At 70.7% G+C, this 21,986-nt stretch carries 13 protein-coding genes; 11 read left to right on the top strand and 2 right to left on the bottom strand.

The window, feature by feature from the left end; genetic code table 11:
• The first annotated feature begins 57 nt into the window (after positions 1 to 57).
• The 10 genes from OG552_RS21785 to OG552_RS21830 all read left to right on the top strand — a co-directional run bounded on the left by OG552_RS21785 (position 58) and on the right by OG552_RS21830 (position 16,075).
• Positions 58 to 3,972, top strand: a complete 3,915-nt coding sequence (locus OG552_RS21785; RefSeq protein WP_329135438.1) for a DNA-directed RNA polymerase subunit beta' — start codon at positions 58 to 60, stop codon at positions 3,970 to 3,972.
• Between the two features lie 252 nt (positions 3,973 to 4,224).
• Positions 4,225 to 5,829 carry an MFS transporter gene (locus tag OG552_RS21790; RefSeq protein ID WP_329135440.1) on the top strand — a complete coding sequence of 535 codons (1,605 nt, stop codon included), beginning with the start codon at positions 4,225 to 4,227 and terminating at the stop codon, positions 5,827 to 5,829.
• Between the two features lie 10 nt (positions 5,830 to 5,839).
• Complete coding sequence (locus OG552_RS21795) at positions 5,840 to 6,502, top strand: TetR family transcriptional regulator (protein ID WP_329135442.1); 663 nt, start codon at positions 5,840 to 5,842, stop codon at positions 6,500 to 6,502.
• A gap of 97 nt (positions 6,503 to 6,599) precedes the next feature.
• Positions 6,600 to 7,070, top strand: coding sequence for a DUF1707 and DUF4190 domain-containing protein (locus OG552_RS21800; RefSeq protein ID WP_329135444.1), 471 nt, complete (start codon positions 6,600 to 6,602; stop codon positions 7,068 to 7,070).
• A 340-nt stretch (positions 7,071 to 7,410) separates the two neighbouring features.
• Positions 7,411 to 7,782: a 30S ribosomal protein S12 gene (gene rpsL / locus OG552_RS21805; protein ID WP_014144289.1), complete on the top strand. Its 372-nt coding sequence runs from the start codon at positions 7,411 to 7,413 to the stop codon at positions 7,780 to 7,782.
• 2 nt (positions 7,783 to 7,784) lie between these two features.
• Positions 7,785 to 8,255 carry a 30S ribosomal protein S7 gene (gene rpsG, locus OG552_RS21810; protein ID WP_033177779.1) on the top strand — a complete coding sequence of 157 codons (471 nt, stop codon included), beginning with the start codon at positions 7,785 to 7,787 and terminating at the stop codon, positions 8,253 to 8,255.
• 39 nt (positions 8,256 to 8,294) lie between these two features.
• Entirely contained in the window at positions 8,295 to 10,421 is a 2,127-nt protein-coding gene (fusA, locus tag OG552_RS21815) for an elongation factor G (RefSeq protein ID WP_329135447.1), read from the top strand.
• 142 nt (positions 10,422 to 10,563) lie between these two features.
• Positions 10,564 to 11,757, top strand: coding sequence for an elongation factor Tu (gene tuf, locus OG552_RS21820; protein WP_329135449.1), 1,194 nt, complete (start codon positions 10,564 to 10,566; stop codon positions 11,755 to 11,757).
• A gap of 635 nt (positions 11,758 to 12,392) precedes the next feature.
• The gene (locus tag OG552_RS21825; protein WP_329135451.1) at positions 12,393 to 13,850 is read left to right on the top strand and encodes a tetratricopeptide repeat protein; all 1,458 of its coding nucleotides are present in this window, start codon (positions 12,393 to 12,395) and stop codon (positions 13,848 to 13,850) included.
• Positions 13,847 to 16,075 (top strand): polysaccharide pyruvyl transferase family protein, encoded by a 2,229-nt coding sequence (locus tag OG552_RS21830; protein WP_329135453.1) that lies wholly within the window; start codon positions 13,847 to 13,849, stop codon positions 16,073 to 16,075. Before OG552_RS21825 ends, OG552_RS21830 begins: the two co-directional genes overlap by 4 nt.
• A gap of 285 nt (positions 16,076 to 16,360) precedes the next feature.
• Here the strand turns inward: OG552_RS21830 and OG552_RS21835 are convergent, their stop codons facing one another.
• Together OG552_RS21835 and OG552_RS21840 are read right to left on the bottom strand one after the other, a co-directional pair.
• Positions 16,361 to 18,013 carry a hypothetical protein gene (locus OG552_RS21835; RefSeq protein WP_329135455.1) on the bottom strand — a complete coding sequence of 551 codons (1,653 nt, stop codon included), beginning with the start codon at positions 18,011 to 18,013 and terminating at the stop codon, positions 16,361 to 16,363.
• The gene (locus OG552_RS21840; RefSeq protein WP_329135457.1) at positions 18,010 to 18,714 is read right to left on the bottom strand and encodes an ABC transporter ATP-binding protein; all 705 of its coding nucleotides are present in this window, start codon (positions 18,712 to 18,714) and stop codon (positions 18,010 to 18,012) included. The genes OG552_RS21835 and OG552_RS21840 overlap by 4 nt, the downstream gene beginning before the upstream one ends.
• 261 nt (positions 18,715 to 18,975) lie before the next feature.
• Here OG552_RS21840 and OG552_RS21845 point away from each other — a divergent pair, with 261 nt between their 5' ends.
• A complete protein-coding gene (locus OG552_RS21845; RefSeq protein WP_329135459.1) occupies positions 18,976 to 21,966 on the top strand; it encodes a glycine--tRNA ligase in 2,991 nt (996 codons plus the stop codon).
• Positions 21,967 to 21,986 lie beyond the last annotated feature (20 nt).

Below are 21,986 nucleotides of genomic sequence, written 5' to 3' on the forward strand. Positions count from 1 at the left end.
CCAACCGGCCCCGTACAGACCATTTGAGAATCAACCCTGAGAGGGATTGACGACACAGTGCTCGACGTCAACTTCTTCGACGAGCTGCGGATCGGCCTTGCCACCGCGGACGACATCCGGACCTGGTCCCACGGCGAGGTCAAGAAGCCGGAGACCATCAACTACCGCACCCTCAAGCCGGAAAAGGACGGGCTCTTCTGCGAGAAGATCTTCGGCCCCACCCGGGACTGGGAGTGCTACTGCGGCAAGTACAAGCGGGTCCGCTTCAAGGGCATCATCTGTGAGCGCTGCGGCGTCGAGGTCACTCGCGCCAAGGTGCGCCGTGAGCGGATGGGCCACATCGAGCTGGCCGCGCCGGTCACGCACATCTGGTACTTCAAGGGCGTCCCGTCGCGCCTCGGCTACCTGCTGGACCTCGCCCCGAAGGACCTGGAGAAGGTCATCTACTTCGCGGCGTACATGATCACGTGGGTCGACGAGGAGCGCCGCACCCGCGACCTGCCGTCGCTGGAGGCCCAGGTCTCCGTCGAGCGCAGCCAGATCGAGCAGCGCCGTGACTCCGACGTGGAAGGCCGCCAGAAGAAGCTGGAGGCCGACCTCGGCGAGCTGGAGAACGAGGGCGCCAAGGCCGACGTGCGCCGCAAGGTGCGCGAAGGTGCCGAGCGCGAGATGAAGCAGCTGCGCGACCGCGCCCAGCGCGAGCTGGACCGGCTCGACGAGGTGTGGGCCCGCTTCAAGAACCTCAAGGTCCAGGACCTGGAGGGCGACGAGCTGCTCTACCGCGAGCTGCGGGACCGCTTCGGTACCTACTTCTCGGGCTCGATGGGTGCCGCGGCGCTGCAGAAGCGCCTGGAGTCCTTCGACCTCGACGAGGAGGCCGAGCGCCTCCGCGAGATCATCCGCACCGGCAAGGGCCAGAAGAAGACCCGGGCGCTCAAGCGCCTCAAGGTCGTCTCGGCGTTCCTGCAGACCACCAACAAGCCCGGTGGCATGGTGCTGGACTGCGTACCCGTGATCCCGCCGGACCTGCGTCCGATGGTGCAGCTGGACGGTGGCCGCTTCGCGACCTCCGACCTGAACGACCTGTACCGCCGGGTGATCAACCGCAACAACCGCCTCAAGCGCCTGCTCGACCTCGGTGCGCCCGAGATCATCGTGAACAACGAGAAGCGGATGCTCCAGGAGGCCGTCGACGCGCTCTTCGACAACGGCCGCCGCGGCCGCCCGGTCACGGGTCCCGGCAACCGTCCGCTGAAGTCGCTCTCCGACATGCTCAAGGGCAAGCAGGGCCGCTTCCGGCAGAACCTGCTCGGCAAGCGCGTCGACTACTCCGCCCGTTCGGTGATCGTCGTCGGCCCGCAGCTCAAGCTGCACCAGTGCGGTCTGCCGAAGGCCATGGCGCTGGAACTCTTCAAGCCGTTCGTGATGAAGCGCCTGGTGGACCTGAACCACGCGCAGAACATCAAGTCCGCCAAGCGGATGGTCGAGCGCGGCCGCACGGTCGTGTACGACGTGCTGGAAGAGGTCATCGCCGAGCACCCGGTACTGCTCAACCGGGCGCCGACCCTGCACCGCCTGGGTATCCAGGCCTTCGAGCCGCAGCTGGTCGAGGGCAAGGCCATCCAGATCCACCCGCTGGTCTGCACCGCGTTCAACGCGGACTTCGACGGCGACCAGATGGCGGTGCACCTGCCGCTGTCGGCGGAGGCACAGGCCGAGGCCCGCATCCTGATGCTGTCCTCGAACAACATCCTCAAGCCGGCCGACGGCCGGCCGGTCACCATGCCGACCCAGGACATGGTGCTGGGGCTGTTCTTCCTGACCACGGACTCCGAGGAGCGCGAGGTCGTCGGAGAGGGCCGGGCGTTCGGCGCCACCGCCGAGGCGATCATGGCGTTCGACAACCGCGAGCTGTCGATGCAGGCCCCGGTCGACATCCGGTTCCCGGTGGGCACCGTCCCGCCGCGCGGCTGGACCCCGCCGGAGCCCGCCGAGGGTGACACCGACAGCACGGAGCGGCCGTACCAGCTGGGCGACTCCTTCCGGCTGCGCACCACGCTGGGCCGCGCGCTCTTCAACGAGCTGCTGCCCGAGGACTACCCGTTCGTGGACTACGCGGTCGGCAAGAAGCAGCTCTCCGAGATCGTCAACGACCTCGCCGAGCGGTACCCGAAGGTCATCGTGGCGGCGACGCTCGACAACCTGAAGGCGGCCGGCTTCCACTGGGCCACCCGTTCGGGTGTCACGGTGGCCGTCACCGACATCGTCGTGCCCGAGGCCAAGAAGGCGATCATCGCTTCTTACGAGGCGCAGGACGAGAAGGTCCAGAAGCAGTACGAGCGCGGCCTGATCACCAAGCAGGAGCGGTCGGACGAGCTGATCCAGATCTGGACCAAGGCGACCAACGAGGTCGCGGTCGCGATGAACGCCAACTTCCCGCGGACCAACCCGATCTTCATGATGGTCGACTCGGGCGCCCGCGGAAACATGATGCAGATGCGGCAGATCGCCGGTATGCGCGGTCTGGTCTCGAACGCCAAGAACGAGACCATCCCGCGTCCGATCAAGGCGTCCTTCCGTGAGGGCCTGTCCGTGCTGGAGTACTTCATCTCCACCCACGGTGCCCGTAAGGGTCTGGCCGACACCGCGCTGCGTACCGCCGACTCGGGTTACCTGACCCGTCGTCTGGTGGACGTCTCGCAGGACGTGATCATCCGTGAGGAGGACTGCGGCACCGAGCGCGGTCTGAAGCTGCGGATCGCCGAGCGTGGCCAGGACGGCACGCTGCGGAAGACCGACGACGTCGAGACCAGCGTGTACGCGCGGATGCTCGCCGAGGACGTGGTGGTGGACGGCAAGGTCGTCGCGCCCGCCAACGTCGACCTCGGTGACGTGCTGATCGACCAGCTCGTGCGGCTGGGGGTCGAGGAGGTCAAGACCCGCTCGATCCTCACCTGCGAGTCGGCCGTCGGCACCTGCGCCTACTGCTACGGCCGCTCGCTGGCCACCGGCAAGCTGGTGGACATCGGCGAGGCCGTCGGCATCATCGCTGCCCAGTCGATCGGTGAGCCCGGCACCCAGCTGACGATGCGTACCTTCCACACCGGTGGTGTGGCCGGCGACGACATCACGCAGGGTCTGCCGCGTGTGGTCGAGCTCTTCGAGGCCCGTGTTCCCAAGGGTGTCGCCCCGATCTCCGAGGCGGCCGGCCGGGTGCGGATCGAGGAGACCGAGAAGACCAAGAAGATCGTGGTCACGCCGGACGACGGCGCCGAGGAGATCGCCTACCCGATCTCCAAGCGCGTCAAGCTCCAGGTCGGCGAGGGCGATCACGTCGAGGTCGGGCAGAAGCTCACCTACGGCGCGACCAACCCGCACGACGTGCTGCGGATCCTCGGCCAGCGTCAGGTGCAGATCCACCTGGTGCAGGAAGTGCAGAAGGTCTACAACTCGCAGGGTGTGTCGATCCACGACAAGCACATCGAGATCATCATCCGGCAGATGCTGCGCCGGGTGACGATCATCGAGTCGGGTGACGCGGAGCTGCTGCCCGGTGAGCTGGTCGAGCGCGGCCGGTTCGAGCAGGAGAACCGCCGGGTCGTCGCCGAGGGCGGTCACCCCGCCTCCGGCCGTCCGCAGCTGATGGGTATCACCAAGGCGTCGCTGGCCACCGAGTCGTGGCTGTCGGCGGCGTCCTTCCAGGAGACCACCCGGGTGCTGACGGACGCGGCGATCCACGCCAAGTCCGACTCGCTGCTGGGCCTGAAGGAGAACGTCATCATCGGCAAGCTCATCCCGGCCGGTACGGGTCTGTCCCGCTACCGCAACATCCGGGTGGAGCCGACCGAGGAGGCCAAGGCCGCGATGTACTCGGCCGTCGGCTACGACGACATCGACTACAGCCCGTTCGGCACCGGCTCGGGCCAGGCGGTCCCGCTGGAGGACTACGACTACGGTCCGTACAACGGCTGATCGTCGCCGTATCGGAAGGGCGGCCGCCCCGGATTCTCCGGGGCGGCCGCCCTTTTTGTGTGAGGCGGGGGCGTGGGGGAGGGGCCGTCCGGGCGGATAGGTGTGTGTTACCGTTATTTCTTGTCATCGGCTGATGACATCGGTGAATGACACCGGTGAACGACACCAGTGGACCTGAGAAGACGGCGGCGTGCCGATGGGCGGACGGACAGGGGCGAGCGGACATGAGCGGGCAGATATGAGCATGCGGATATGAGCGGGCAGCCTGCCCTCGCGTCAGCCGGGCCCGGAGGCCGCGCTCTGCGGCTGCGCCTGCTCGGACCCACCCTGGTCGTCGTGGGCTCGCTGATGGCCGTCGTGTCCAGCCTGGGCGCCCCTCTCATCCCGACCATCGCCGGCGCCGACGGAGTTTCGCTGAGCACCGCGGAGTGGGTGCTCACCATCACCTTGATGACCGGCGCGCTGGCCACTCCGGTGATGGGCCGGCTCGCCGACGGCCCACGGCAGCGGGACGTGATCCTCGCCGCGCTCGGCGCGGTGGTGGCCGGCTGCGTGGTGGCCGCGGTCTCCAGCGGCTTCGCGATGCTGATCGTCGGCCGCGGCCTGCAGGGGGTGGGCCTCGGCCTGCTGCCGGTGGCGATGGCCATCGCCCGCAGGAACCTTCCGCCGGAGAAGTCCCGGCAGGCCATCGCCACCCTGTCGGTGACGGCCGCCATCGGTGCCGGCCTCGGCTACCCGCTGACCGCGCTGATCGCCGAGACCTTCGACTTCCGCGGCGCCTACTGGTTCGGCGCGATCACCGTCGGAGCCGCGTTCGTGCTCGCCGCCCTCGTACTGCCCGGCCGGGCGAAGGTCGCCGCCCGGCGGTTCGACACCGTCGGGGCCGGCATCATCAGCCTGGTCGTCATCGGCCTGTCGGTCGCGCTGAGCGAGGCCGGCGGCTGGGGGTGGACCTCGCCCCGCGCGCTGGGGATCTTCGCCGCCTGCCTGGTGCTGCTCGCGCTGTGGATACCGTACGAACTGCGGGTCGCCGATCCGCTGATCGACCTGCGCCAGGTGCGGAACCGGTCGGTGCTCACCGCCGACGTGGGCGGCTTCCTGATCAGCGTGGCGATGTACCTGCTGCTGCCGGTCGTGGTGGAGTTCGTCCAGGTCCCGGTGGCCAACGGCTACGGGTTCGGGGCGTCGCTGGTCGTCTCCGGGCTGGTGCTCGTGCCGTACGCGGTGGCGAACTTCGTGGCCAGCCGCTTCCTCGGCGTGTACGAACGGCGGTTCGGTGCGCGCAGCATGATCCCGCTCGGCTCGCTGGTCTTCGCGGTGGCGACCGGCTTCTTCGCGCTGGAGCACTCGGCGCTGTGGGAGGCGTTCGTGACGTCCGGGATAGCCGGCTTCGGCATGGGCTTCACCTACGCGGCCATGCCCGGGTTCATCGTCCGGGCGGTGCCGCAGCGCGAGACGGGCAGCGCCACCGGCTTCTACCAGGTGCTCCGGAGCATCGGACTGACGCTGGGCAGCGCGCTGTCCGCCGCCGTACTGATGGCGCACACCCACGCCGGGGACGCGCTGCCGGCCGTGTCGGGCTTCGAGACGGCGCTGGTGATCGCGTCCGGGCTGGGCGTGGCCACCGCGGTGATCAGCTTCGTGCTGCCCGGCCGGGGGTCGAGCCGCGGGGTGGTGCTGGGCGTCCGGAAGCGGGCCCTTGCCGGTCAGGGGGCCGGTCAGCGGGCGGAGCTGGAGGTCGGACAGGCGGCCGGCCCGGGGGCCGAGCGGGCGGTCGACAATATGATGACGGAGGAAGCCGAACTCGCCGGCTCCGGTTTCATGACGGTGGACGACCGGGGACCCGGCGAGCGCTAGGAGGGCCGGCGTGAGCGCGGACCGGACGACGCCCACGGATACGGGTGCGGATACGGGTGCGGGTACGAGTGCGGACCAGGAGCCGGCGCCCGAGCCCAGGGCCGGCCGGGCCCGGGACTCCGCCGCCAGCAAGCAGGCGCTGCTGCACGCGGCGCAGGCGCTCTTCGGCCAGAAGGGCTTCGAGCGCACCACGATCCGCGAGATCGGCGAGCGGGCCGGGGTCGACGCCGCACTGATCGCCCGCTACTTCGGCAACAAGGCGGAGCTCTACGTGGCCGCGGTGGTCGCGGAGGACACCGCCGCCCGGGGGCCCGGGGCCTTCGAGGGGCTGCCGCAGATCGCGGACACCCTGGTCAGCAGGTCCGACGAACGCGGGCCCGGCCCGATCATGCAGGCGCTCATCCGGGCCGACACCTCCCCGGAGATCCGGGTGGCCGCGGGGGACCGGATCGCCCGCCGCGTCGTCGACCCGCTCGCCGCCGAGATGACCGCCCGGAACCTCGACCGCCCCCGGCTGCGTGCCGAGGTCGCCGTCTCGGCGCTCTACGGCATCAGCCTCGGCCGTTCGCTCGGCTGGTTCGAGGAGATCCAGTCCGTGCCGAAGGACGAGCTGGTCGCGCTCATCGTCGAGGCGCTCACCGCACTGACGGGTGAGGATCCGGCGGACCGGTGAGCACCGTGCCTGCCCGGCACGGCGGGTCGCGTCACAACTTGTCCACACAGAGCGGGCGTTCCGCCCAGGAACGCCCGTACTGCGGCATGATGGAGAGATGCTGGCCGGGGATGCGGATCGGGATCGGGCGGCGAACGTCCTGCGCGAGGCGTTCGCCGAGGGGCGGTTGACCCAGGACGAGTACGAGGAGCGGATCGGCCGCGCCTTCCAGGCACGTACGTACGAGGAGTTGGACGTCCTCACCGAGGACATCCCCAAGCCGCCACCGCCACCCGTACCGGCCGCCTTCCGGCCGTACCCGACCCCGTACCCCCGCTACCCCGCGCCGCCCTACGGCCCGCCGCAGACGAACGGGAAGGCGGTCGCCTCGCTGGCCGTCTCCATCGTGGCCGGCTGGAGCTTCGGCGTCGGACCGGTGGTGGCGATCGCCCTGGGCCACACCGCCAAGCGGGAGATCCGGCGGAACGGCGGCACCGGCGACGGCCTGGCGACAGCAGGCCTGGTCATCGGCTACCTCAGCCTCGCCCTGTGGGTGCTGGTCTTCATCGCGGCGGTGACCGGAAGCTGAACCCGGCCGTTCCGGCACCCGCTGCGGCCGCGCCGGGAATGCCGGGGGCACCGGCGCCGTTGTAGCACCCGGGGCGAACTTCTTCCGGCCGGTCCAGTGCCTGGATGCATTTGTTTTGACCGCAGTCGATGCGGTAGGTACGCTCTCATCTTGTGCCTGGGGTGTGCCCGGGTTCTTGCGCGTGCCATGCGACCGCGTAAGGGCACCGAGGCCGCGACACCCGCGTCATACGCACTTCTCCGTTTGTTCGGATACGTGTGGGGTCCGCGACACACCCGACCGCGTGGGTCGGGCCCCAGGTTAGATTTATCGAGATCGGCACACAGAAACCGGAGAAACGGTGCCTACGATCCAGCAGCTGGTCCGGAAGGGCCGGCAGGACAAGGTCGAGAAGAACAAGACGCCCGCGCTCAAGGGTTCCCCCCAGCGCCGTGGCGTTTGCACGCGTGTGTACACGACCACCCCGAAGAAGCCCAACTCGGCGCTGCGCAAGGTCGCCCGTGTACGGCTGACCAGCGGCATCGAGGTCACCGCCTACATCCCGGGCGAGGGCCACAACCTGCAGGAGCACTCCATCGTGCTCGTGCGCGGCGGCCGTGTGAAGGACCTGCCGGGTGTTCGGTACAAGATCATCCGCGGTTCTCTCGACACGCAGGGCGTCAAGAACCGTAAGCAGGCCCGCAGCCGCTACGGCGCCAAGAAGGAGAAGTAAGCATGCCTCGTAAGGGCCCCGCCCCGAAGCGCCCGGTCATCATCGACCCGGTTTACGGCTCCCCGCTGGTGACGTCGCTGGTCAACAAGATCCTGCTGCACGGCAAGCGCTCCACCGCCGAGCGCATCGTCTACGGCGCGCTGGAAGGCCTCCGTGAGAAGGCCGGCGCCGACCCGGTGATCACGCTGAAGCGCGCGCTGGAGAACATCAAGCCGACCCTTGAGGTCAAGTCCCGCCGCGTCGGCGGTGCGACCTACCAGGTGCCGGTCGAGGTCCGCCCGGGCCGGCAGAACACGCTGGCCCTGCGCTGGCTGGTCGGCTACTCCCGCGCCCGCCGCGAGAAGACCATGACCGAGCGGCTGATGAACGAGATCCTCGACGCCAGCAATGGCCTGGGGGCCTCCGTGAAGCGCCGCGAGGACACGCACAAGATGGCCGAGTCCAACAAGGCCTTCGCGCACTACCGCTGGTAGTCACCACCCACATCGAGACCGAGAGAAGACTGAGCCACTATGGCCACCACTTCGCTTGACCTGGCCAGGGTCCGCAACATCGGGATCATGGCCCACATCGACGCGGGCAAGACGACGACCACCGAGCGGATCCTGTTCTACACCGGTGTCTCCTACAAGATCGGTGAAGTCCACGACGGCGCAGCCACCATGGACTGGATGGAGCAGGAGCAGGAGCGCGGCATCACGATCACGTCCGCCGCGACGACCTGTCACTGGCCGCTCGACGACGTCGACCACACCATCAACATCATCGACACCCCGGGCCACGTGGACTTCACCGTGGAGGTGGAGCGTTCGCTCCGCGTCCTCGACGGTGCGGTCACCGTGTTCGACGGTGTCGCCGGTGTGGAGCCGCAGTCGGAGACGGTCTGGCGGCAGGCCGACCGCTACGGCGTGCCCCGCATTTGCTTCGTCAACAAGCTCGACCGCACCGGCGCCGAGTTCCACCGCTGTGTCGACATGATCGTGGACCGCCTCGGCGCCACCCCGATCGTCATGCAGCTGCCGATCGGCGCCGAGGCCGACTTCAAGGGCGTTGTCGACCTCGTCACCATGAAGGCCCTGGTGTGGTCCGCGGAAGCGACCAAGGGCGAGATGTACGACGTCGTCGACATCCCGGCCACGCACACCGAAGCGGCCGACGAGTGGCGCGGCAAGCTGCTGGAAGCCGTCGCGGAGAACGACGACGCCATGATGGAGCTGTACCTGGAGGGCACCGAGCCCACCGAGGAGCAGCTGTACGAGGCGATCCGCCGGATCACCATCCACTCCGGAAAGGGCGGCGGCACCACCGTCACCCCGGTGTTCTGCGGCAGCGCGTTCAAGAACAAGGGTGTCCAGCCGCTGCTCGACGCGGTCGTGCGCTTCCTCCCCTCCCCGGTCGACATCGAGGCCATCGAAGGCCACGCGGTCGGCAACGCGGAGGAGATCGTGAAGCGTCGTCCGTCCGACGACGAGCCGCTCTCCGCCCTGGCGTTCAAGATCATGAGCGACCCGCACCTCGGCAAGCTCACCTTCGTCCGGATCTACTCCGGTCGCCTCGAAGCGGGTTCGGCTGTGCTGAACTCGGTGAAGGGCAAGAAGGAGCGCATCGGCAAGATCTACCGGATGCACGCGAACAAGCGTGAGGAGATCGAGTCGGTGGGCGCCGGCGACATCGTCGCCGTGATGGGCCTGAAGCAGACCACCACCGGTGAGACGCTGAGCGACGACAAGAACCCGGTGATCCTGGAGTCCATGGACTTCCCGGCGCCGGTCATCCAGGTCGCGATCGAGCCCAAGTCCAAGGGTGACCAGGAGAAGCTGGGTGTCGCCATCCAGCGTCTCGCGGAGGAGGACCCCTCCTTCCAGGTTCACTCGGACGAGGAGACCGGCCAGACGATCATCGGCGGCATGGGCGAACTGCACCTTGAGGTGCTGGTCGACCGGATGCGGCGCGAGTTCAAGGTCGAGGCCAACGTCGGCAAGCCACAGGTCGCGTACCGCGAGACCATCCGCAAGACGGTCGAGCGCATTGACTACACCCACAAGAAGCAGACCGGTGGTACCGGTCAGTTCGCCAAGGTGCAGATCATGCTCGAGCCGCTCGAAGGCGGCGACGCCACCTACGAGTTCGTCAACAAGGTCACCGGTGGCCGTATCCCCCGGGAGTACATCCCGTCGGTGGACGCGGGCGCCCAGGAAGCAATGAAGTTCGGCATCCTGGCCGGCTACGAGATGGTGGGCGTGCGCGTCACCCTTCTCGACGGCGGTTACCACGAGGTCGACTCCTCCGAGCTGGCGTTCAAGATCGCCGGATCGCAGGCGTTCAAGGAGGGTGCCCGCAAGGCGAGCCCCGTGCTCCTCGAACCGATGATGGCCGTCGAGGTCACCACGCCCGAGGACTACATGGGCGATGTCATCGGCGACCTCAACTCCCGCCGTGGCCAGATCCAGGCCATGGAAGAGCGCAGCGGTGCCCGGGTCGTCAAGGGCCTGGTTCCGCTGTCGGAGATGTTCGGCTACGTCGGTGACCTGAGGTCGAAGACTTCCGGCCGGGCCAGCTATTCCATGCAGTTCGACTCCTACGCCGAGGTTCCGCGGAACGTCGCCGAGGAGATCATCGCGAAGGCCAAGGGCGAGTAGTACCTCGTTTAGGCTTGACAGCAGGCTTTCAGGGTGTTTCCGGGCACTATGGTCCGGAAACACCCCGGCGGTCGGCATTCCAGCAAAGATCACCTGGCGCCGATGAAGCAAGGCGTACAGATCCACTCTCAGGAGGACCCCAGTGGCGAAGGCGAAGTTCGAGCGGACTAAGCCGCACGTCAACATCGGCACCATCGGTCACATCGACCACGGTAAGACCACGCTTACCGCGGCGATCACCAAGGTGCTGCACGACGCGTACCCGGACCTGAACGAGGCTTCGGCCTTCGACCAGATCGACAAGGCTCCTGAGGAGCGCCAGCGCGGTATCACCATCTCCATCGCGCACGTCGAGTATCAGACCGAGTCGCGTCACTACGCCCACGTCGACTGCCCCGGTCACGCGGACTACATCAAGAACATGATCACCGGTGCCGCCCAGATGGACGGCGCGATCCTGGTGGTCGCCGCGACCGACGGCCCGATGCCGCAGACCAAGGAGCACGTGCTCCTGGCCCGCCAGGTCGGCGTCCCCTACATCGTTGTCGCGCTGAACAAGGCCGACATGGTGGACGACGAGGAGATCCTGGAGCTCGTCGAGCTCGAGGTGCGTGAACTCCTCTCCGAGTACGAGTTCCCGGGCGACGACCTGCCGGTCGTGCGTGTCTCGGCGCTCAAGGCGCTCGAGGGCGACAAGGAGTGGGGCGAGAAGCTCCTCGGTCTCATGGCGGCCGTGGACGAGTCGATCCCGACTCCGACGCGTGACGTCGAGAAGCCGTTCCTGATGCCGATCGAGGACGTCTTCACGATCACCGGTCGTGGCACCGTCGTCACCGGCCGTATCGAGCGCGGTGTGCTCAAGGTCAACGAGACCGTCGACATCATCGGCATCAAGACCGAGAAGACCACCACCACGGTCACCGGTATCGAGATGTTCCGCAAGCTGCTCGACGAGGGCCAGGCCGGTGAGAACGTCGGTCTGCTGCTTCGTGGCATCAAGCGCGAGGATGTCGAGCGCGGCCAGGTCATCATCAAGCCGGGCACGGTCACCCCGCACACCGAGTTCGAGGCGCAGGCGTACATCCTGTCCAAGGACGAGGGCGGCCGTCACACGCCGTTCTTCAACAACTACCGTCCGCAGTTCTACTTCCGTACCACGGACGTGACCGGCGTGGTGACCCTCCCCGAGGGCACCGAGATGGTCATGCCGGGCGACAACACCGCCATGAGCGTTCAGCTGATCCAGCCGATCGCCATGGAGGAGGGCCTGAAGTTCGCCATCCGTGAGGGTGGTCGGACCGTGGGTGCCGGGCAGGTCACGAAGATCAACAAGTAATCCTTGCGGGTTGCTTGACCGGGTTTGGGGTGCCGCTCATCGCGGCGGCGCCGCAGCCGGTGCGGGGTGCCCCGCGTTCGCCTTACGGGCGGCGCGGGGCACCTTTTTGCTTCTCTTCGACGGAGCGGCGCCCCTTCGGGTCGTGCCCCGAAGGGGCGCTGGGGGGTACCCCCGGACGAAGTCTGGGGGAGGAACTGCGCGACCAGCTGTCGACCGGCTGAGCGTCGTCACCGGCCGAAAGGGGCAGTCGCTGTCGTGTCCGGACCACCGGCCGGTGGCTGGTTGCTCGCGCAGTTCCTCGCGCCCCTGGTGGGTGCCGTTCTCCGCAGTCGCGGCCCCCGCGGCGGGAGCCGCAGACATGGTGCGGGCCCGCGCCCCTGGTGGGTGCCGTTCCGCGTAGGCGCGCCGCGGGGGGTGCGTGAGGTGCGGTGGATGGGGATGGCGGGGAAGTTACGGTGGGATGTTCTTCTGGTCCCCGGGGTGGGTTAACCTCATCGCCATACGCCCTCCGTACCGTTTCGTCGCTCGGCGGCAGCGGGGCAGATGACGCTTGGAGCACCATGGCGATAACCCGCAGACGCTGGTTCGGAGCCCGCGACACAAAGCCCCCGGTACCCGCACCCGCACCCGCTTCCGTGCCGCAGCAGGCCGGCAGCCCCGAAACCGGCACACCCCCCGTCACCCCGGTCACCCCGACGACCGCGGCGGACTGCGTACGGTCGTGTACCGATTACCTCACCACGGACATCGCGCTCGCCGCGGCCGGCTCGGGCGCGCGGCTGGACCAGCTCGCCGAGGCGCTGCAGCGCCTGCTCGACCTCTTCGAGGTGGAGCCCGCGCCCTCGGCCGCCGAAGACGCCCCGCAGGACCCCGGCCCCGGTGAACTGACCGGCAAGCTCTTCGACGCCCTGCTCGCCGCAGGCAGCAAGGCACTGGAGTGCGGCCCCGCCGCGGTCCCGCTCGCCGTCGTCATCAGCGACACCGTGCTCACCCACCGCGCCGAGTCCCCGGCCGGCTGGCGGCTGCGGGGCCGCACGCTGGAGGCCGCGGGCGACGAGGCCGGCGCGATCGACGCGTACGAGCGCTACCTGGCCCGTACCGGCAACGACTCGCACGGCGTCGCCGCCAAGGTCGCCGGGATGCGGGCCGGCGCCGAGCGCCAGCACCAGCTGCTCCGGCTGCTGGAGCGCACCACCCCCGGCGCCGCCGCGCACTCCACCGGTTCGCCCGCCGACCTGCTCACCCAGGGGGTCGCGCTGCACCAGCGCGGGGACCGGGTGATGGCCGAGCCCCGGCTGGTCGGCGCGCTGCTCGCCATGGAGCGGGCCGGCGGCCCGCTGCAGGAGATGCAGCAGGCCCTGGACCAGTACATCGACCTGCGGATCACCGCCCCGGACGAGAACCCCGAGGCGCTCTCCACCGTGATCGGCCTCTACGCCGACCAGCGCAGGCACCGGGTGCAGTCGCTGCTCCCGGACCCGCTCTACGGCGGCGTCACCTGGCTCTCGCTGGGCGAGTTCCGCAACGAGATAGCCGGCAAGTCCATCTGCCTGGTCGCCAACTCGCAGCTCGTGGGCGACAGTTCGATCGGGCCGCAGATCGACGCGTACGACCTGGTGGTGCGCTTCAACTCCTACCGGATCGACCCGGCGGCGACCGGTGAGCGGACCGACATCCACGTCAGCGCGGACCGGCACACGTTCAACTGGGACCAGCACGTCGGCACCCGGCTGATCTTCGGCGGGGCGTCCGGGTACTGGCGGCGGGAACTGCGCAGCAAGCTGGTGCCCGGGGCCCAGCGGTACGCAGGAGACGAGTCGCTGCGGTGGCCGCTGCGCAATGTCGGGCGGATCGGCAAGGACGCCTGGCCGACCGACCCGACCAGCGGCTTCAACATGCTGTGGCTGCTGGACTTCCTGGACGTCAGCCCGCGTCTCGACCTGATCGGTTTCGACTTCCACAGCGGCGGTGCGTACCGACTGCAGCGTGCGATGCGCTTCCCCCTCACCCCCGAGCACGAGACCTCCGGCGAGAAAGCATGGGTCATGGAACGCGCCCAGAGCGTCACCGACATGGTGATCAGCCTGCGATGAACAGCACCTTCCCGCCCGGCACCCCCCACCGGGACCCCACCGCCCGGACCACCACCGCGGACATCGCGACGGCCTCGGCCGCCGAACTGACCGGCAAGCGCCGGATCGCCTTCGCGTCCTACGTCGACGAGGCCGCGCTGCCCGCTTTCCTGACGCTGCTGCGCAGCCTCGCCCTGTCCAATCCCGCCGTCTGCGAGGACTTCGTCGTCCTGCACGACGGGCCGGCCGGCCCGCCCGGCGCGGACCGGATCAAAGCGCTGCACCCGCGGGTCCGGTTCCGCGCCGTGGACGCGGCCCGCTACGAGGGTTATGGGTCCGACCCCTCCGCGTACTTCCCGCTGGAGGTCTTCCGCATCCGCGACTACGACACGGTGATCGTCCTCGATCCCGGTTCGCTGGTGGTCGGCGGGATCGGTGAACTGCTCGCGCTGCGCGAGGGTTTGGCCGCCGTACCGCGGAGCGGTGACCGCGACCGGCTCGGCGGCGGCCCGCTGGTGGTCCAGAGCGAGTACCTGACCGACGCCTTCTGCGCGCGGCTCGACGCCGCCGCAGGCGACAGCCACCTCGCCGTCCTCGACGCGGCCCTGGCCGGGGAGTTCGTCCCGCTGGCCGCCGCCGACGGCGTGGCCGGGCCCGGCGAGGCCGAGGCCAGGCGGCGTGAACTCGACCTGTCCGACGAGGACTTCCAGGCCGCGTACATGACCGTCAAGGGCGGTCGCCACCACGACCTGCAGGTGCACCTCGGCACCCCGTACGTCGCCCGCACCGGTCATCTCTACAGCGCCGCGAACATCGCCACCGCGCACATCGCGGCGGGCGAGTACCAGGAAGCCGTGGATCTCCTGGAGTCGGTGCACATCCCGGTGGACGAAGCGTGGCCGCACGAGGTGCTCGGGCACGCCCTGATGAGCGTCTCCCGCTACGACGAGGCCCGCGCCCACCTGCTGCTGGCCACCGCGGTCCCCAGCCGGGCGGCCGCCGCGTACGGCCGGCTGGCGCAGATCGCCTGGGTGCACGGTGACGACCGCGCGGCCCAGCGGTACGCGCTGGACGGTCTGGCCGTCGACCCGACGCACCGCACCAACCGCGAGATGCAGATCCGTACGCTGGACCGGCCGGAGCCGCCGGAGGGCCCGGCGGACCAGCAACTCGCCCATGTCGCCTTCTACATGCCGCAGAAGGGCAACGCGGGCGACAAGCTGCTGCCCGAGTCGGTACGGCTCACCTTCGACCCGGACTTCGGTCCCCGCCGCTGGCACTCCATCCACGCGCACCGGCTCTTCGACGAGGCGGCGCTGGAGCGGGTCAACGCGCGGCGCGGGCTGGTCATCGGCGGGGGCGGGCTCTTCCTCCCGGACACCGCGCCCAACGGCAACAGCGCGTGGCAGTGGAACGTCCCGGACGACCGGCTCAACCGGATCGACGTGCCCGTCATCGTCTACGCGGTCGGTTTCAACGTCTTCGACGGCCAGTCCTACCGGCAGCAGCGGTTCGCGGCGGCGCTGCGGGCGCTGGTGGAGAAGGCGTCCTTCTTCGGGCTGCGCAACCACGGGTCGGTGGAGAAGGTTCGCGCGCTGCTGCCCGCGTCGCTGCGGGACAAGGTGCGGTTCCAGCCGTGTCCGACGACCGTGACGCGGCAGCTCGTCGCGGGCTGGACGGATCCCGCGGAGCGGGAGGACACGGTGCTGATCAACGCGGCGTACGACCGGGCGGGGCTGCGGTTCGGCCATGACTACGCGCACTTCCTGGCGGAGATGGCGAAGGCGGCGCGGGCGCTGGGCGCCCACGCCGAGGTGAAGGTGGTCGCCCACTCGCTCGACGACGAGCGCATCGCCTTCGACCTCCGGCGCGAGCACGGGATCTCGTTGCCGGTGATTCCGATGTACGGCTTCGAGAACGACGAGATCCGGGATGTGTTCGCCCGTACGAAGCTGGTGATCGGCATGCGCGGGCACGCGGGGATGATTCCCTTCGGGTGCGGGACCCCGATCATCAGCCTGATCTCCCACCCGAAGATGGCGTACTTCCTCGCGGACATCGACCGGCCGGAGTGGGGCGTCTCCGTGCACGACCGTCACCTGGGCGCGGTGCTGACGGAGCGGGCGGTGGGGGTGCTTCACGACCACGGGGCGGCGGTGGCGGACGTGCATGGGCGGCAGCAGGAGCTGTGGAAGGTCACGCAGGGCAATGCGGCGGACCTCCAAGCCCTCCTCCCCCGGAGGTAGACCCGCCGCCCCGCCTCCCGGAGTGCCTTCCTTTCCGTCCTGCGGACGGGGGTGCCTGACCGGGGGCGCTGGCGGTGCCTTATCAGGGGCGCTGGGGGTACCCCCGGACGAAGTCTGGGGGAGGAACTGCGCGGTCGGCCACGATGGCGCTGCGCTTCGTCACCGGGCCGAAGGGGCTGTTGGTGTCGTGTCCGGGCCACCGGTGGGTGGTGGGTTGCTCGCGCAGTTCCTCGCGCCCCTTCGGGGCACAGGTACTCCTCGCGGAGTGGCTCGCGCCCTTCGGGGCTAGGGGAGGAGGCGGTTGGCGGCGCGGGTGGTGAGGGTGAGGAGGGCCGCCGTGAGGGCCGCTGAGGTGAGGGCCGCGGTGGCCGGGGTCGCCCCGTTCGTGAGGGTGATGGCGAGGACCGTGACGGAGATGAGCGGCCCCGCGGCGTACCAGGCGAGGAAGATCAGGGGGCCGGGGCCGCCGATGGGGGAGCCGCCGCCGAGGAACATCAGCTGGGTGCGGGCCGGACCGCGGCACGCGCTGTAGAGGGCCGCCGCGGTGAAGGGCGGCGCGCACAGCGGCAGGAAGAGCAGGGCCCACGGGGAGCCGTGGAGGGCGAAGGGCACCGCCGCGAGGAGCCCCAGGACCACGCCGAGCCCCGCAGGGACCACCGCGTGCTGCAGCATCAGGCTGCGGAAGCGGAACGGAGACCACGCCGAGCGCCGCAGGTCATCCGTTTCGAGCCGGGCCGGCTCGGCCAGCGCGCCGACCGCGAAGTACCCGCACAGCAGCCCCAGCACCACCCCGACGACACGCCGTTCACCGCCCAGGTCCACCCCGAGGCCCGCCGCCGCGCTCGCGCCCGCCGCCCAGAGCGCCGCCCGCCCGAGCCGCCCCGGAGCCCGCAGCAGCGCCAGCGTGTCCCGCCACACCACGACCAGCCGGCGGTGCTTCGGCGGCGGCAGCCGGAACGTACGGGTCGCGTCACCCCCGCCCGCCTCCATCAGCGCCAGCTTGGCCGCGCGCAGCTCCATCGACCAGGCCACCGACGCCACCGTGGTGGCGGTCGCCGCGCGGGTACGCAGCTGGGCGGTCGGTACGTGCGCCGCGTCCCGGTGCGCCTGCAGGACCGCCGCGGCCGTGGTCAGGACCAGCAGCGCCGCCGCGGCCGGCCAGCCCGGCACGGACCCGCCGCAGGCCCGTACGACCGGCTGCCCCGCCCACCCCCACGGGCCCGACCACAGCTCCACCCACTCCAGCGCCCGCAGCCGGTGCCCGCCCGCCGCGAGCCCGGTCTGCGCGCCGAGCGCGCCCAGCAGCAGAACGGCCGGCGCGGTCCAGCGCCGTACGCGGCGGGCCCAGGACGGGCGGCGCTCCACCGCCATGCCGAGCGCCGTCGCCAGCAGCGGCAGGCAGACCGCGGCGGGCAGCACCGCGAGCAGGGCCCACCCGATCGGGGCGAGCCCGGTGATCCGCAGCACGACCGCGCCGGCCACCCCGGCCAGCAGGCCCGGTACGAGCGACAGCCACGCCGACAGCCGGAACCACGGCCGCAGCACCGCGGACCGCCGCACCGGCTGCGCGAGCAGCCACCCCACGGACGGCCCGGGCAGTACGACCGGCCCGCGCCAGAGCGCGTCGCGCGCCGCCAGCAGGGCGAGGACGACGGTGAAGCCGGTGAAGAGGGCGGGCAGGCCGCGTTGCAGGTCGTCGCCGTAGCGGCCGTAGCCCGCGCCCTCGTCCAGCCCGCGCAGGAAGTGCACGACGAGCCCGCTGCCGTAGCCGGCGACGCCGAGCACGACGCAGTACAGCAGCACCGCCATGTCCCGGCCCTGCTGCCGCCGGTGCGCCTTGCGTCTGGCCCTGAGCCAGGCCAGCGTCTCGGGGGTGCGGTCGTCGTCCTCCTCGGACCAGGTGGGTTCCGGCTCCGTGTCCACGGTCGCGGCGCTCACGCCCGTACGCCGAGCTGCTGCAGTACGGCCGCGGGCGGGCCCTGGGCGATCACCCGGCCGTCCTCCAGGGCGATCATGTGATCGGCCACGGCTTCGGCGAGTTCGGCCTGGTGGGTGGCGAGCAGGACCGCGACGCCGTCCTCCTTCTCGGTGATCAGCAGTTCGGCGAGGCGCTGCCGGGCGTCCGGGTCGAGCCGCTGCTCCGGCTCGTCCAGCACCATCAGGTCCCGGGGGCGGACGAGCGCGGCGGCGAGCAGCAGGGACTGCATCTGGCCGGAGGAGAGCGCGCTGGGCAGCGCGCCGGCGTGATCGGCGAGGCGGCGGTCGGCCAGCACCTGGTCGATCCACGCGGCGGCGTCGTCCACCGCGTGGGCGACGGTGACCAGCTCCAGGTGCTCCCGCACCGTCAGGTCCGGGTAGCAGGCGACGGTGTCCCCGACGACCGCGACCCGCGCGCGTACCTCGGGGTCGTCCTCGCTCATCGGGCGCCCGGCGAAGAGGGCCTCCCCGGTCGTCGGCACGTCCCGCCCGCTCGCGATCCGCAGCAGCGTGGACTTCCCGGACCCGTTGTGACCGAAGAGCGCGGTGCACCGCCCTTTGCCCAGATCGAGGTCGAGCGGGAGGAGGGCTTTGCGCGGGCCGTAACTGCGGCTGACCTTGCGGAGCCGCAACAGCGCGTCCGCGCGGGCTTTCGCTGCCATGGAGGGCTCCGGGGGACCAGGGGGCGGGGTGTCGGGGGGTACGCGCAGACCCTAGTACGGCCGGCGAAGGGGGCTCCGTCCGGTGCCGGGCGGCTGCCACCCGGGCAGCGGACGCGTGGTTGCGCAGCGTAATTCGGCGGGTTCGTAGGGTGATCGGGCGGTGGCTAGACTTCCGGGACTGACCGGGGCCACACGGGCGGGCGGCCGTGCGGGGCCCCGCGGACGCCGCCGCCTCCCACCACGTCTTCCGAGGTTCGACACATGCTGACATTGCAGGAAGCCCTGCTGGCACTGACCCGGTACTGGACCGAGCAGGGCTGCATGGTGGTGCAGCCGATGAACACCGAGGTGGGGGCGGGCACCCTCAATCCGGCCACCGCGCTGCGCGTCCTGGGGCCCGAGCCGTGGCGGGTCGCGTACGTCGAGCCCAGCGTGCGGCCCGACGACAGCCGGTACGGCGACAACCCGAACCGGCTGCAGACGCACACCCAGTTCCAGGTCGTCCTCAAGCCGGAGCCCGGCAACGCGCAGGAGCTCTACCTGGGGAGCCTGCGGGTGCTCGGCATCGACATCCGGGCGCACGACGTGCGGTTCGTCGAGGACAACTGGGCCTCTCCCGCGCTGGGTGCCTGGGGCCTCGGCTGGGAAGTGTGGCTGGACGGCCTGGAGATCACCCAGTTCACGTACTTCCAGCAGGCCGGCGGGATGACGCTGGACCCGGTCTCGGTGGAGATCACCTACGGCGTCGAGCGGATCATCATGGCGCTCCAGGGCGTCTCCCACTTCAAGGACATCGCGTACGCGCCCGGCATCTCCTACGGCGAGGCGTTCGGCCAGGCCGAGTACGAGATGAGCCGCTACTACCTGGACGACGCGGACATCGCGGCCAACCGCGAGCTGTTCACCGCGTACGCCGCCGAGGCGGACCGGCTGGTCGCCGCAGGACTGCCGGTGCCCGCGCACACCTTCGTGCTCAAGTGCTCGCACACCTTCAACGTGCTCGATGCCCGGGGGGCGATCTCCACCACCGAGCGGGCCCGGGCCTTCGCCCGGATGCGGACCCTGACCCGGCAGATCGCCGAGCTGTGGGTGCGGCGCCGCGAGGAACTGGCGTACCCGCTGCTCCCCGCGGAGGTGCCCGCCGCGGCGGAAACGCGGCCGGCGCCGGTGACGTACCCGGAGACCGGCGCACCGGCCCCGCTGGCCTTCGAGATCGGCACCGAGGAGATGCCGCCGCACGAGGTGACCAGGACCGTGGCCGCGGTGCGCGAGCAACTCACCGCGCGGCTGGGGGAGTCGCGGTTGGAGCACGGGGAGATCACCGTGGTGGGCTCGCCCCGGCGGGTGGTCGCCACCGTGCTCGGCGTCGCCCCGCGCGAGCCGGACTACGAGCGGACGGAGCGCGGGCCGCGGGTCACCGGGGCCTTCGACGCGGACGGCGCCCCGACCAGGGCGGCGCTCGGGTTCGCCGCGTCCAAGGGGATCGACGTCCAGGACCTCCAGCGGGTGACGGCCGGTGGCGTCGAGTACGTCGGCGTGGTCCGTCAGGTCGCGGGGCGCCCGGCCACCGAGGTGCTGGCCGGGATCCTGCCGGGGATCGTGACCGGTCTGCGGGCCGAGAAGAACATGCGCTGGGGCGTGGCGGGGCTGACGTTCACCCGGCCGGTCCGCCGGCTGCTGGCGCTGCTCGGCGAGGAGGTGGTGCCCTTCACCGTCGCCACCCTGACCGCCGGCCGCACCACCGCGGTGCACCGCACCGCCGATCAGCCCGTCGTGGAGATCCCGTCCGCGGCCGGCTACCTGGACACGCTGGCCGCCCACGGGATCATCGCGGACGCGGACCGGCGCCGGGAGATCATCACCGGTACGGCGGTGGAACTCGCCGCGTCCGCCGGCGGCCGGATCGACCCGGAGCACGAGCGGGCACTGATCGACGAGATCACCAACCTCGTGGAGCAGCCCACGCCGATCCTCGGCGGCTTCGATCCGAAGTACCTCGACCTGCCGGCCGGCGTCCTCACCACGGTGATGAAGAAGCACCAGCGGTATCTGCCGGTCCGCGACGGCGACGGCCGGCTGCTGCCGTACTTCGTCACGGTCGCCAACGGGGACTGCGACCAGGACGCGGTCCGGCGCGGCAACGAGGCGGTGCTGCGGGCTCGGTACGAGGACGCGGGGTTCTTCTGGCGGCAGGATCTGGGGACCCCGCTCGACACGATGCGGGAGAGCCTGGCCCGGCTGACGTTCGAGACGCGGCTCGGCTCGGTCGCCGACCGCGCGGAGCGGATCGCGGCGGTCGCAACCGAGCTGGCCGACCGGATCGGGCTGGACGAGGACGAGCGGGAGACGCTGGCCAGGGCCGCGCGGCTGGCCAAGTTCGACCTGGGCTCCGCGATGGTGATCGAGCTGTCGAGCCTGGCGGGGGTGATGGCCCGCGAGTACGCGCTGCGGGCCGGTGAGCCGGAGGGGGTGGCGCAGGCGCTCTACGAGATGGAGCTGCCGCGCCAGGCCGGTGACGCGCTGCCGGAGTCCCTGCCCGGGGCGGTGCTGGCGCTGGCCGACCGCTTCGACCTGCTGGCCGGGCTCTTCGCCATCGGGTCGGCGCCCACCGGCAGTTCGGACCCGTTCGGCCTGCGGCGGGCCGCGCTCGGCGTGGTCAACATCCTGCGGGCCCATGAGCGGCTCGCCCCGGTGACGATCAGCGCCGGGCTGGCGGTCGCGGCCGGCCACGAACCGGTGGTGCCGGACGACGCGGTCCTGGCCGAGGCGCTGGACTTCACGGTGCGGCGGTTCGGGCAGCAGATGCTGGAGCGGGGGTACGCGGTGGCCGAGGTGCGCGCGGTGATGCCGCTCGCGTCGAGTCCGGCGCGGGCGGAGAAGAGCCTGGGGCAGCTCGGTGAGCTGCTCAAGGACCCGGGCTTTCAGCGGCTGGCCGCGGCGTTGCAGCGGGTGCGGCGGATCGTGCCGGCGGGGACGGAGGCGCGGTACGACCCGGCGCTTTTCGACGCAGCGGCGGAGCGGGGGCTGGCGGATGCGGTGGAGAAGGTGAGGGTTGCGGGGGGTGCGGGTGCGGGGGATCTCCGGCGGTTCGCGGCGGAGGCGGCGCCGCTGGCCGCGGCGGTTGACGCGTTCTTCGAGGGGGTGCTGGTGATGGCGGATGACGCGGGGGTGCGGGGGAATCGGCTGGGGTTGCTGGCGCGGGTGAACGAGACGGCGGCGGGGGTGCTGGGGTGGGGGGAGCTCACGGGGTAGGGGGGCGCGCGGGGGTGTGG

It is taken from the genome of Streptomyces sp. NBC_01476, assembly GCF_036227265.1.
Classification (GTDB): domain Bacteria; phylum Actinomycetota; class Actinomycetes; order Streptomycetales; family Streptomycetaceae; genus Actinacidiphila.